The organism is Kosakonia oryzae, from assembly GCF_001658025.2.
Taxonomy (GTDB): Bacteria; Pseudomonadota; Gammaproteobacteria; order Enterobacterales; family Enterobacteriaceae; genus Kosakonia; species Kosakonia oryzae.
Genome location: NZ_CP014007.2, coordinates 4181859 through 4194532 on the forward strand (window position 1 = coordinate 4181859; position 12674 = coordinate 4194532).

At 54.9% G+C, this 12674-nt stretch carries 13 protein-coding genes; 3 read left to right on the forward strand and 10 right to left on the reverse strand.

What is annotated here, in order from left to right:
* Positions 1 to 19 precede the first annotated feature (19 nt).
* The 6 genes from AWR26_RS19890 to AWR26_RS19915 all read right to left on the reverse strand — a co-directional run bounded on the left by AWR26_RS19890 (position 20) and on the right by AWR26_RS19915 (position 6185).
* Entirely contained in the window at positions 20 to 1543 is a 1524-nt protein-coding gene (locus AWR26_RS19890) for an FAD-dependent oxidoreductase (RefSeq protein WP_064568231.1), read from the reverse strand.
* 181 nt (positions 1544 to 1724) lie between these two features.
* Positions 1725 to 2045 (reverse strand): phosphate starvation-inducible protein PsiF, encoded by a 321-nt coding sequence (gene psiF / locus AWR26_RS19895; RefSeq protein ID WP_064568232.1) that lies wholly within the window; start codon positions 2043 to 2045, stop codon positions 1725 to 1727.
* 91 nt (positions 2046 to 2136) lie between these two features.
* Positions 2137 to 3552, reverse strand: a complete 1416-nt coding sequence (gene phoA / locus AWR26_RS19900; RefSeq protein WP_064568233.1) for an alkaline phosphatase — start codon at positions 3550 to 3552, stop codon at positions 2137 to 2139.
* 99 nt (positions 3553 to 3651) lie between these two features.
* Complete coding sequence (gene iraP, locus AWR26_RS19905; protein ID WP_064568234.1) at positions 3652 to 3912, reverse strand: anti-adapter protein IraP; 261 nt, start codon at positions 3910 to 3912, stop codon at positions 3652 to 3654.
* Between the two features lie 268 nt (positions 3913 to 4180).
* Positions 4181 to 5371, reverse strand: coding sequence for a multidrug efflux MFS transporter (locus AWR26_RS19910; protein ID WP_064568235.1), 1191 nt, complete (start codon positions 5369 to 5371; stop codon positions 4181 to 4183).
* Positions 5372 to 5546: 175 nt separating this feature from the next.
* Positions 5547 to 6185, reverse strand: coding sequence for an extensin-like domain-containing protein (locus AWR26_RS19915; RefSeq protein ID WP_064569070.1), 639 nt, complete (start codon positions 6183 to 6185; stop codon positions 5547 to 5549).
* Between the two features lie 151 nt (positions 6186 to 6336).
* On the opposite strand from AWR26_RS19915, the gene ddlA reads away from it, so the two are divergent.
* A complete protein-coding gene (gene ddlA / locus AWR26_RS19920) occupies positions 6337 to 7437 on the forward strand; it encodes a D-alanine--D-alanine ligase (protein ID WP_064568236.1) in 1101 nt (366 codons plus the stop codon).
* Positions 7438 to 7440: 3 nt separating this feature from the next.
* Here the strand turns inward: ddlA and AWR26_RS19925 are convergent, their stop codons facing one another.
* Entirely contained in the window at positions 7441 to 7662 is a 222-nt protein-coding gene (locus AWR26_RS19925; RefSeq protein WP_043954691.1) for a DUF2754 domain-containing protein, read from the reverse strand.
* 283 nt (positions 7663 to 7945) lie between these two features.
* Here AWR26_RS19925 and AWR26_RS19930 point away from each other — a divergent pair, with 283 nt between their 5' ends.
* Entirely contained in the window at positions 7946 to 8254 is a 309-nt protein-coding gene (locus AWR26_RS19930) for a DUF2755 family protein (protein ID WP_064568237.1), read from the forward strand.
* Here AWR26_RS19930 and AWR26_RS19935 read toward each other — a convergent pair.
* The 3 genes from AWR26_RS19935 to AWR26_RS19945 form a co-directional block, all read right to left on the reverse strand.
* Entirely contained in the window at positions 8251 to 9360 is a 1110-nt protein-coding gene (locus tag AWR26_RS19935) for a DUF1615 domain-containing protein (protein WP_064568238.1), read from the reverse strand. The two genes, AWR26_RS19930 and AWR26_RS19935, sit on opposite strands and share 4 nt — an antisense overlap.
* Before the next feature lie 13 nt (positions 9361 to 9373).
* On the reverse strand, positions 9374 to 10594 hold the full coding sequence (sbmA, locus tag AWR26_RS19940) for a peptide antibiotic transporter SbmA (protein ID WP_064568239.1): 1221 nt from the start codon (positions 10592 to 10594) through the stop codon (positions 9374 to 9376).
* Between the two features lie 131 nt (positions 10595 to 10725).
* Positions 10726 to 11259 (reverse strand): isochorismatase family protein, encoded by a 534-nt coding sequence (locus AWR26_RS19945; protein WP_064568240.1) that lies wholly within the window; start codon positions 11257 to 11259, stop codon positions 10726 to 10728.
* Positions 11260 to 11450: 191 nt separating this feature from the next.
* On the opposite strand from AWR26_RS19945, the gene ampH reads away from it, so the two are divergent.
* The gene (gene ampH / locus AWR26_RS19950; protein ID WP_064568241.1) at positions 11451 to 12608 is read left to right on the forward strand and encodes a D-alanyl-D-alanine-carboxypeptidase/endopeptidase AmpH; all 1158 of its coding nucleotides are present in this window, start codon (positions 11451 to 11453) and stop codon (positions 12606 to 12608) included.
* The last annotated feature ends 66 nt before the right edge of the window (positions 12609 to 12674 follow it).

A 12674-nucleotide genomic window follows, 5' to 3' on the forward strand; every position in this document is an offset into this window, starting at 1 on the left:
AGGAGAGGGCGCAGTCCTGTCAGGCCAGCAATTCGCTGGCCGTTTTCATGCTAAGGGGCTTTTGCATCTTCAACAGCAATCCCGCAGTGGCGCTGTTCTCGCCGCAGCTCAGCACCGCTTTTAGCATGCCCTCTTCGCCGTACAGCACGGCAAAACGTTTGTCGTCAAACGAGCCGAGCATTTTCATGCTATCCCACTCGCGGGTGTAACCCAGGTATTCGAAGCGGTTACCGTATTGCATGGTCCAGAAAAACGGCACCCGATCAAATGGACGATGCTCGCCAAGCATATTGAGAGCGGCCACCCTTCCCTGCTGTTGCGCCACGCGCCAGTGCTCAATACGGCGACGCCCTTCCGGCGCCGGGTAGCTGGCAATATCGCCGACGGCCCAGACATCCGGCGCCGCGCTGAGAGTTTCATCCACGGTCAGGCTGCCGTCCTCTTCATGATGCAGATCGTGCGCCAGCCCGGTAGCAGGCTGTACGCCCGTGGCGAAAACCACCACATGCGCGGGCAACGTGCGGCCATTTTTCAGCGTCACGCCTTGTACGTGGCCGTTGCCTTCCAGCGCCACCGGCTCGCCGGTGACAAATTTCACGCCGTTTTGTTGATGCAGATTGAAGAAGCGCTGGCCGATCTCTTCGCCAAATTGCGGCACAAACGGCAAAGCATGGCGCGACACCACCGTGACATCGATATCCTGATTGCGCAGCGCGGCTGCCAGCTCCATCGCAATAAAACTATTACCGATCAACACCAGTTGCTGCTCCTGTTCAACTTCATTGAGCAGCGCCTGCGCCTGGTGGATATCGCGCAGCACATGAACGCCCGCCAGATGGTTGCCGGGGATCTCCGGCCATACTGGCTGCCCACCGGTGGCCAGCAGCAATTTGTCGAACGCAACGTGACGGCCATTCGCCAGCGTCAGTTGATGCCCTTCGCAATCAAGGTCGGTTACCTCTTCGCGCAGGCTCTCCACGCCGGGCTGGTTGTAAAAGGCATCGTCGAGAATATGCGGGACTTCGCTGATCTTCATCTTCCCGGCGGGGACAAATTTACTGAGCGCCGTGCGGTCATAAGGCGCGCTATCCTCTTTATCAATCAGGATCAGATGGCCGTTAAACCCGGCATCACGCAGAGTGATGGCCGCCGCGCTGCCTGCTGCGCCGGTACCGAGGATCACCGCCGTTTGTGGGCGTTCACCACGGATCAGCGTATGGCTGGCAGGCGAGAGCGCGCGCGGGCTAACCAGTACGCGGTTCCCTTCGAGGGTGACCGGATATTGTTTGAGGCTCTTCAGCGCCAGCGGCTCGCGCCACTCGCCATTGGTGATATCAAAATTGGCTTTATGCCAGGGGCAAACCAGTTTGCCATCGCATACCGCGCCCTGCTCCAGCGGCGCGCCAGCATGTGGGCATTTACTTTGAAAGGCGCGAACCTGCGCAAGGGTACGGATAAGGATCATCGACGTCCCTGCGACATCAACTTTCACCGGCTGGTTTTCCGGCAGGGAATTTAAATCGGTAACGTAGTGATAATTCATATTTTTCTCCCGGGTCAGTGTTGCAAAAACGGGCGTAACGCCGGACAGCGCACAACCACCAAGAGAGACCAAAGCGAAACATTGCTCACCGTTTAAGCCTGGCAGAGATTGAGGAACGGGCAATAAGAACGCGGGAGGAAGCGTAAAAGGGTGAGCGAAGCGGAACGCCCACCCCACTGAATTACTGCGGTTTTTTCAGGCAGCCGCTCATGAATTTGCTGCGATCTTCGCCTTTCAGCGATTGCTGCGTCGCCTGCGCATTACATTCGCGCATCCGCTGCTGCTGCGGCGTCAGGCTTTTTTGCCCGGGCTCCGTTTTGGTATTTTTCAGGCAGTTGCTCATAAACGTCTTACGGGCATCGCCTGTCAGGGTTTGTGCCTTGGCTTGTTGATTACAAAGCGTCATACGTTGTTGTTGCGGGGTCAGTGTTTTTTCTGCCGCGCTGAGCGCGCTGACAAACAACAGACCGAAGATGAGGGTAACCAGAACTGTTATTTTCATTGCTCCATCCTTCTGTCAAAGTGACCCTTTAAGGATGGTCTTAATTACTGAAAAAACCACCCGGCGGCAGAGATTTACCGCCGGGCAGCCATTACTTCAGGTTCAGTGCCGCTTTCATGGTGTAGAACAGATCGGTCTGATCGGTTAACCCCACCACATTGCCGGCACGCGGGCCGTAAGCCGCAATGCGGACTTGCGTACCGGTATGCTCCATCGACTCCTCTTCCGAGTTGCCGTAGGTTATCGCCATCACCGCGCCATCTTTGGTATTCAGCGCCTGGCTCAGCCCCGGCGCTTTGGTATCCGGCGGGATAATCTGGCTGGCGTGCGCGTGGTCGGCAGTGACAATCACCAGCGTATTGCCGTCTTTTTTCGCAAATTCCAGCGCCTTCTGTACCGCTTCATCCAGATCGACAGTTTCACCAATCTGACCGCACGGATTCGCTGCGTGATCTTGTTTATCGATAGACGCGCCTTCCACCTGCAGGAAGAAGCCCTTCTCGTTTTTGCTCAGCAGATCAATAGCTTTTTCGGTCATTGCCGCCAATGTCGGTACGCTGTCGGTACGTTTAGCATTCGGCGTACAGGTCACGGCGGGTTTATCGAGATTGCCGTGCAGCGACGCTTTCGGCCCTTCCCAGCGTACCGGCATATTGCCATCGGCGAAGAGGCCGAGCAGCGGTTTATTCTGGTTTGCTTCGGTAATGGCCGCCAGCGCAGAGGCATCGCTCACCATCTGATAACCGCGAGCCTGAGCCTGTTCGCGCAGCGTTTTCCCCTGCCACTCGCCCGCCGTCGCGGTTTCGTTGAAGGTTTTCGCGCCGCCGCCCAGCGTCACATCCGCGCGGGCATTCAGCAGTTGCTCGGTGATCGAGCCCTTACCGCCCTTTTCCAGCGCGTTGAGGGCGCATTTTTCGCTGGTCACCGTCGGACCGTAGCAGCGACGGGAGATCACATGTGAAACCAGCGCAGCCGGAGTGGCATCCTGCAATTCAGCGGTAGAGACGTTGCCGGTCGCCAGCCCCGCCGCTTTCGCCATCTCGAGGATGGTCATATGATCTTTTTCATGAATATCGACGCCGAGCGCACCGTTGTAGGTTTTGACACCAGTACTCCAGGCGGTGGCCGAGGCGGCAGAATCCGTCACGTAGTCCGGTTTACCGGTTTTTTTGTCCAGCGCATAGTGCGTGTACTGGCCGGTTAACGGTAATGCGTCAATCCCTTTAAAATACCCACCTGCGCCTTCGGCATAATTTCGCGCGGCGGTAATTTCGGAATCGCCCATGCCATCGCCAATTAACAAAATAATATTTTTGGCGGGCTTATCGATGAGTGAATCACGCAATGCAGCGGTTTGATCGGCAGTCAGACGACGCGCGCCGCCAGGCGTGGAAATATCGCCCTGAGCAGCACGATGTTCAAGAACGGAGGTATCCGTTGTTTCTGCATAAATAATAGAAGTAAACAACACAGGTAATAATGCGAGGTATAATGCGCTCTGTTTCACTTTACTATTCTCCATGTATAAATACTTAAAGAAAATAAAACAGAGCGACTATAGGCAGCGCGTATGACAGCCAGATGACAGCAGTGAAGGGCCAGAGATTTAGCTACGCGGATGCCTTAAAAGCTTCTTTAGGTACTGTTGCAGCAACTCCGTGTCCTGTTCGGTAACATGCGTTCCTTGTCTCACTTCGTCCAGCGCACCTTCAATACTTAAAATCAGCGCCTGTTGTTCAGAAGCGGCCATTTGACGCAGCAGCGCAGTGACCACAATCTCCAGCGCTTCCACCTGAGCGACCAGCTCTTTCGACTCTTCTTCTTTTTCCGCAAGCTTAACCAACAACTCAGCAATGAGATTTTTCATAGCACGATTTCCTTATGTGAGATGGGAAGACGTTAGCACTCAGTTCTGATGTTGCAAAGAAAATACATCTCTTATTTTGTGCATTTTTTCACACTCCTTAAACACACAAAAATAAAAGGGGTAACGAAACGTTTCTCTGGAAACTTAAGTCAAACCAATTAATCTGTTAGCGAAGCTAAAAAAAGGAATACGAAACGGCTGAAGCATTATTTTATATAAGAAATAATTATAGTAAGGCCGAAAAAGAATTTTCGGCCCGTTTGCAGCATTAGTGTTTCACCCGGCGAAATGCCAGTACCAATTGCCAGAAATTAATCAGTACTACCACAGCGGTGGCGATAAATACCCAACGGAAACCCGCCATTGCCGATACCGATGCGCCCATTAACGGCCCGGCGACATTTCCCAAATACATAAACGACTGGTTATAGCCAAAGATACGTCCGGTCACTTGATCGCTGGAGTATTTCAGCAACAGCGTCTGCACCGCTGGCAGCATGGCACCATCGGCAAAGCCGAGCATAAAGCGCAGAATGCCTAGCTGTAGCGGCGACGTGACAAACGACATGGCGAAGAACAACACCACCGCGCAAACCAGCGTGCCCATCAAAATTCGTGAGGTGCCAATCCGGTCGCCCAGTTTGCCGAGGCGCGGTGCGGAAATCAGCGCTGAAACACCGGGTACAGCAGCGATCAATCCGCTGAGAAAAGCAATATTGGTGGTATGCGGCGACAGCGACTGAATAAACAGGGCGAGGATCGGGCCGATAGAACCGTTACACAACTGAATCACCATCGTGGTGATAAACAGACTGATGACCAGCGCCGGATAGGGCAAGGTGGAGAACACCGCTTTGCCGCTCAGCCGTTCGCCCTTTTTCACCGTCGGGCGCACGCCCTCTTTAATCAGAAACAGCGTGACCAGAAAGCTCACGATTAACAACATCGCGGTGATAATAAACACGATGCGCAACCCTAAATGGTCGGCCAGAAAACCGCCCATCAGCGGTCCGCCAATCACGCCGCTGATCTGTGCGGTTGAGAGCGTACTCAACGCCCAGCCGCTGCGCTCGCGCGGAACTTGCGATGCCACCAGCGCCATGGCATTCGGAATATAACCGGAAGTTAGCCCCATGATGCCGCGCAGGATCAGCAACTGCCAGACGTTAGTAGCAAACGCCTGCAACAGAATGGCAATCGCCATGCCCAACGAGGCGCGCAACAACATCAGCTTGCGCCCTTTGCGATCCGCAAGGCTCCCCCACATCGGCGACACAATGGCAGAGACGAGAAAGGTCACACTGAACGTCAGCCCCGACCACATCGACAGCGCTTCGTGCGAGGTCACGCCCAACTGCGCAACGTATAGCGGCAAAAACGGCAAAATTTGACTGATGGCGAGGCCGGTGAAAAAACAGCCGAACCACACCGAGATAAGATTGACCTTCCAGGATTCCATAAGTACGGGTATTTGTTGAAGTTTTGACAAACAGCGCACAGGTTAACAAGAATGCGCCACGGATGAGTCACCAGAGATGCGGTTACGGCGAATTCGGTGTTTTATCTGTCCCTCATCGCACACCGCCACAGCGCACGCATAAAAACCCTGCTCTTACAGTGGATTATGCTTAGCGTTAGCGACAGAGCCCGAAACCGCGCATCCCCAGATGAAAATGGTTGGCATGAGCGGCATTGTATTCGGGTCCCAGACCATTGCCATAATAGCCGCAACTGGCGCTCAGCATCGCCCGTAACCACGGCTGTGTTTCAGGCTGCCGCCAGCCATTGAGCACCGTTACCCGCTGGCCATCCGCCAGGCGAAAGGCGCTCAGATCCAACGCTTCCGCACTGGCATGCTCGCTACGCCGCGCATCAGCACGATTATAGATATTGCGGCACGCGTAGCTGCCCAGATGGTCAATCTGTACCAGCGCCTGGCCGGTAAAACGTTCGGTCAGCGGCCGCGCCTGCTGTTCGATAAACAACGCGGAGCTGAGCGCCAGCGGGCAGCTTGCCAGAAAACTGCTGCTCAGTTTCACCACGCCGAAATCACGCACCCGCACCACATCGGTTAATGGGCAGTCGCCGCCGCTGTTCGCTACCGCAACGGAGGTCACAAGCCGCTGCTGATTGGCCTGTGCCAGCAGTGCGGCACAGGCAGACGGCGACAGGCGGCGTAACTTAAACTGGGTGATGCGCCCCGGCGGATCGCTCAACTGTAGCGGCGCGAAAGGATTGTAATAAGACGGTAAATAGCGATAACCCACCAGCATCAGCGCCAGCAGAGTGCAGACAACGAACAGGCTCTTTACGCGCACGTCTCCCCCTCAGTTTTCCTCAAAACATTATGGCAGAAGGCCGCGAATCGTGCGTTTCGACGTGCTATGGTATGTGTTTTGTGAATAAGTGTGGGTGAACGTAGAAATGGCAAAACTGCGGGTAGGGGTCGTCTTCGGCGGCAAATCAGCGGAACACGAGGTGTCGTTACAGTCAGCAAAAAATATTGTCGATGCCATGGATAAGTCGCGCTTTGAGGTTGTGCTGCTGGGGATTGATAAACAGGGTCAATGGCATATCAGCGATGCGAATAATTACCTGCTTAACGCCAGCGATCCGGCGCGTATTGCGCTGAATCCGTCGCAAAACAGCGTGGCGCTGGTGCCGGGCAACACTGCGCAGCAGCTTATTCAGGCGCAAAACAGCGCGCCGCTGCCGGATGTTGATGTGATTTTCCCTATCGTCCACGGTACGTTGGGCGAAGATGGCACCTTGCAGGGCATGCTGCGTCTGGCAAACCTGCCGTTTGTCGGCTCCGATGTGCTCGCTTCGGCGGCCTGCATGGATAAAGATGTCACCAAGCGTTTGCTGCGCGATGCCGGATTAGCTATCGCGCCATTTATTACCCTGACGCGCGCCAACCGTCAGCAGATCGCCTTTAGCGACGTTGAAGCGCAGCTCGGCCTGCCGCTGTTTGTCAAACCGGCCAACCAGGGCTCGTCCGTTGGCGTCAGCAAAGTGACCAGCGAAGCGCAATATCATGAAGCGGTGCGCCTGGCGTTTGAGTTCGACAAAAAAGTGATCGTTGAGAAAGGCATCAAAGGCCGCGAGATCGAATGCGCAGTGCTCGGCAATGACGATCCGCAAGCCAGTACCTGCGGCGAAATCGTGCTGCACAGCGAGTTCTACGCTTACGACACCAAATACATTGATGAAAACGGCGCACAGGTGGTAGTGCCTGCGAATATCGCGCCAGAGATCAACGATAAGATTCGTCAGATTGCGGTGCAGGCGTACCAGGCGCTGGGCTGTGAAGGGATGGCGCGCGTTGATGTGTTCCTGACGCCGGACAACGAAGTCGTTATCAATGAGATCAACACGCTGCCGGGCTTTACCAACATCAGCATGTATCCAAAACTGTGGCAGGCGAGCGGCATCAGCTACCCTGATCTGATCACCCGCCTGATTGAACTGGCTATCGCGCGCCATCAGGTGAACAGCACGCTGAAAATTTCCGTCAACGGTTAAGCATTATTTTGCTTTATCCGCTGCCTCCTCCTCTTCCGGGCGGCGGCGGATAATCAACCCGGCCAGCCAAAATCCAATCACCCAGGTCACCAGCCCGACGGCATAGGTTTGCCAGCCTTTGGCCTCAAACCCCAGCAGGCCAACGACCCCATTCAGAATAAAAATCAACCCAATCGCAAACGCGTAATAGTGCCAGTCACGGCGTATTTTCGCAGGCAGCTTCATGACAACTCCGGCAGTCAAAAAGGCATCATCGCATAGCCTGGTTTTCAGGTCTGTGTGATGTATGGAAAATCTGAAATGTTACTTGAGTAATGAAAACGTTACAAAAATGTGAGCGTCAACAAAAATCTCTCAACCGGAAACCTTCCCGGTGGGAAATTATCACCATTCTGATGTTGACAACAGGACACAACTGTCACAATTAGCCTGAATTCTGACCAGCATACGCTGCTGCATCACGGAAAGGTAAGCAACGAATTGAGTAAAAAAGAGTACCGGAGGTCTTATGGCTGATTTTTCCCTGTCAAAACCCTTCACGGGCGTGAAAAAACGTGATGCCTCAAGGCCAGGCAATTTGGCTTATGCCCTGTTTGTCCTGCTCTGCTTCTGGGCTGGCGCGCAGTTGTTGAACCTGCTGGTACACGCGCCAGGCGTGTTCGAAAGATTGATGCAAGTTCAGGACGCCTCCCGCCCCCACGTTGAACTGGGGTTTGGCGTCGGCACGCTGTTTGGCCTCGTGCCGTTCCTTGCGGGAAGCGCATTGTTGGGTATCATCGGCCTTTTCCTGCGCTGGCGGCGACACCACTCACGCTAATTCTGCGCCATACAGGCAGCCCGACGATCGTCGACGCGCTTCGCAAACCATGCTGTAGTCAGGTTGCGCGTGATCTTCGGGCTTTCTAACTGGATCCCCGGCAAAATCTCTCTCGGCAGCGTTTTCCCGCTTTTCTGTTCCGCCAGGCGATAAACTTCACGGTACAGTTTCGTCTCTTCAAACTTCTGGCTGTCGCCGCGCTCAAGTTGACGGCGAATATCGCGATCGCTCATCCCCAGTTTCGGCCCGAGCTTTCTTACCGCCTGTTCCGTCGCGCCCGTATCGCTGCTGCCGTAAAGGATCACATCGCCATCCAGCGCCAGTTTCACGCCGGTCGCTTTGCTGACCGCATTCTGGAACGCCGCATTGCGGCTGGCGTACAGCCCGGCGTTAAAATCGGCGAAACGGTAAATCGGCGCGCTGTAACTGGCGGGATAATTCAGTAAATGGTAAGTACCAAACCACAAACCGCCGCGACGACTAAACACTTCCTGGCGTACCGTGCCATCCATCTTCCATGGATAACCCTCGGTGTGCTGCTCGGCAAACGCCACGCTGATTTGCATCGGCCCGCCGGTACGCACCGGGTTGAAGGAACCAAACAGCTTCTGCCCCATCGGCGCCATATTGATAAAGTCGTCAAAAATGGCGCTCAGCTCTTTTTCCGTTCTGACGTTATCCAGCCGCTCGCTGTAGCTTTTGCCGTTTGGCGAAGGGATTTTCAGGGCGGTATGCACCAGCAGCGGCGGAATATGCATCCGCTGCGCGCGCTTATCGATCTCTTTCCAGGCGATTTTATTCAGCCCTGGCACAACCGGATCGGCCTGATAGTTCGATTCCTGCTGCGCCACCGCCAGCACCGAGCAGATATTCTCCAGCGTCGGCGCCAGCTTCTGGCTGCTAAATGTGGTGGCAATATCCTGCGCCCAGGCATTGCGATCTTTGACGCTGGCGGGCATTTTCTGCCGCACCACGCTTGCCACATCCAACGGTTTCTTGCTCTCTTTTTCTTTCTCCGCTTCCCGCTGGGAAACCGGGCCTTGCGTGCTACAACCGGCGAGGATCAGGGCCGCCAGCAGCCAGCCAAAACGGGGGACGTAAACCATAACGTTCCTTGTGTTAACCAAAACGGTGAGGCACAGGCACAACTTCCTGGCCGTTAAGTTCATTTTCAAAGCTACGCAAGCGTTTGTAGATCGACATCAGTTCCACCAGCGTTGTCCACGAGGAGATCAAATACTGGAACGAGCTGCGCACCTGTTCAAAAACGTTGGTGATTTGGCGCATCAGGCCAAAGGTGATCGCACCAGCAGCAATGGTTGGGAACAGTACAATCAGGCCAAACACCACATCAACTTGCAGATAGAGAATACGGGCGATGTTGAAATAGGTGTAGTGAAAATAGATGCGGAAATAGTTGCGGCGCACGGCGCTGAACAGCTCGGCAACGGTCGGCGGCTGCGCGCGCGTGGCGTCATCTTCGCCGTAAACCAGTTCTTTACGGTAAGCGGCCTCAACGCGCTGATTTTTAAACTGTAAGCCAGGCAGCTTAATACCGATAAACGCCAACAGCACGGTGCCGAATAGCGCCCAGGTAATCGCGGCGATCACCAGACCGTAAGGAATATGCCCCACCAGCGGCAGCTCCTGCACATGGGGTGACAGCGACACCAGCACCGGCAAAAACGCAATTAGCGTCATGACTGCATTGATAAAACTGACGCCCATATCTTCCAGCGTCTGGGCAAAACGCATGGTGTCTTCCTGCACACGCTGCGCGGCCCCTTCGATATGGCGCAGATGCGACCAGTGCGCCATATAGTATTCGTTCATCGCCGTACGCCAGCGGAAGACATAATGGCTGATAAAAAAGTAATTCAGCACCGCCACGGTGACCGCAATCAGCGCGATCCACAAAAAGACGCCAATCTCGCTATACAGCTGGCTCAGTTTCACTTTGTTGGGTGCGCTTAACGCCGTCTGGATTAAATCATAAAACGGCTGATACCAGGCGTTAATGGCGACGTTAACTTCCACCAAAAACCAGGTCACAAAGATGATCAGTGCCGTGCCGAGAATCGACCAGTGCTGCCAGCGATGCGGCGCTGCAACAAACCAGCACAGCGCGAACAGGCCGACGCAAACGGCATAATAAGCGTAAAAAAGCAGAAAGCTGGGGCACCAGAAACGCGTGGCGCTGATTGGCACTTCCGCCGATGCGCCGGTTAAGCGCATTAACCAGCCTTCACCGCCAGCCTGCCAGAATACGACAGCGATCAGCGCCCAGATAAAGGCCGACAAAAAGAACAAAGTCGGCTTAGGAAAGAAAGATTTAAACATCGGTACTCCTGTTTATTTCTTATTATTTAAAAATGCTGTGTAGCGGGTTTCTGCGCTGGGTATAGCGCAGTGATAAAAAAGCGCCGCGCAGTGCGACGCCGTGTCGTTGTATCAGACCTGAGGGTAACCCCTTAGTTCGCTTGCCATTCGTGAAGAATTGTTTCGACCGGTTTCACATACACCGGGTTGCCGGGGACGGTTAACGTGCGCCACACGTCATTGTAGTGATCGATCAGGGTTGCGGCCTGCGCAGCCGGGCGGTTAGCGGTGGTATGGGCGTCCTGCGCCATAGTGATGGAATAGCCCCGGCTGGCACCGTTTTTCAGCGTGGTATCCACGCAGTAATCGGTGGCGCAACCGCACATCACCCAGGCGTTGATATCGTGCTCGCGCAGCACCGCTTCAAGCTGCGTTTTATAGAACGCGTCGCAGGCGGTTTTAGTGACGTAAAGGGCATTCGCAGGCTGATGCAGCTCCGGCAGCAGCGCAAAACCTTCGCTCCCCTCTTCCAGCCCGCCCGCTTCAGCGTGCTGAATAAAAATCACCGTATCGGCGGCCTGCGTTAACTGGTTAATGCGGGCGACACACTGCGCACGCTGAATACGCTCGGTGGCGAACACACCATTTTGCATATCCACCACCATCACGACCCGTTTACCTGCCATCTGCTCTCTCCTGTCAGTGGGAAAGAAGGAGATTACCACATCCGGCGGATATCGTGGCCTGGCGACAAAATAACCATTTTTACCCATCGTTACGTATTAGGGGGAAAGAATCCGCTAATTAGGCCTTTGCAACACCGCACCAGGTAGTATAAATACGCTCTATCTATCCCATTTATTTATGGATCCCTGCATTGAAACGTTGTCTGCTTTTCTCTGCGCTGCTCTGCGCGCTGAGCCTGGCTTCCGCTCAAGCGGCTGTTCAGTCTCCTGACCCGGTATTTGCATCTGATATTGTTGATCGTTACGCCAACCATATTTATTACGGTAGCGGCGCAACCGGTATGGCGATGGTGGTGATTGACGGCAACCAGCGCGTGTTTAAAAGCTATGGCGAAACCCGCCCCGGCAACAATGTTCGCCCACAGCTCGATTCGGTGATTCGTATTGCTTCCCTCTCCAAGCTGATGACCAGTGAAATGCTGGTGAAAATGCTCGATCAGGGCAAAGTCCGTCTCGACGATCCATTAAGTAAATATGCGCCTCCCGGCACGCGCGTGCCGACCTACCAGGGCACGCCAATTACGCTGGTGAACCTGGCGACGCATACCAGCGCCCTGCCGCGCGAACAGCCCGGCGGCGCAGCGCGACGTCCCGTTTTCGTCTGGCCAACCTACGAACAGCGCTGGAGCTGGCTCTCAACCGCCACGCTGAAAGCCGCACCGGGTACGCAGGCAGCTTACTCAAATCTGGCCTTTGATCTGCTGGCGGATGCATTGTCGAAGGCGGCAGGCAAACCTTACCCGCAGCTTTTCGAAGAGCAGATCACCCGCCCGCTGGGAATGAAAGACACCACCTTTACCCCGTCGCCGGATCAGTGCAAACGCCTGATGATCGCCGAAAAAGGCGCCAGCCCATGTAATAACACACTGGCCGCCATCGGCAGCGGCGGCGTCTACTCCACGCCGGGAGACATGATGCGCTGGATGCAGCAGTTCCTGTCGTCGGATTTCTACACCCGTAACAGTCAGGCGGATCGCATGCAAACGTTGATCTATCCGCGCAACCAGTTAACGCGGGTGATCGGTATGGATGTGCCCGGCAAAGCCGATGCGCTCGGCCTCGGTTGGGTCTATATGGCCCCCAAAGAGGGGCATCCTGGGATCATTCAGAAAACCGGCGGTGGCGGCGGCTTTATCACCTACATTGCGATGGTGCCGCAGCATAATGTCGGCGTTTTTGTCGTCATCACCCGTTCGCCGCTGACGCGCTTTGTCAATATGAGCGACGGCGTAAACGATTTGGTCAGTGCGTTAAGCAGCAACGTGCCGCAGGTGATCCCCGCTTCCTGACAACGCCAGAGGCAGACGGTTTCGCCGTTTGCCTCTGCCCTTAACGGCGATTTTGGTAAAACAGAA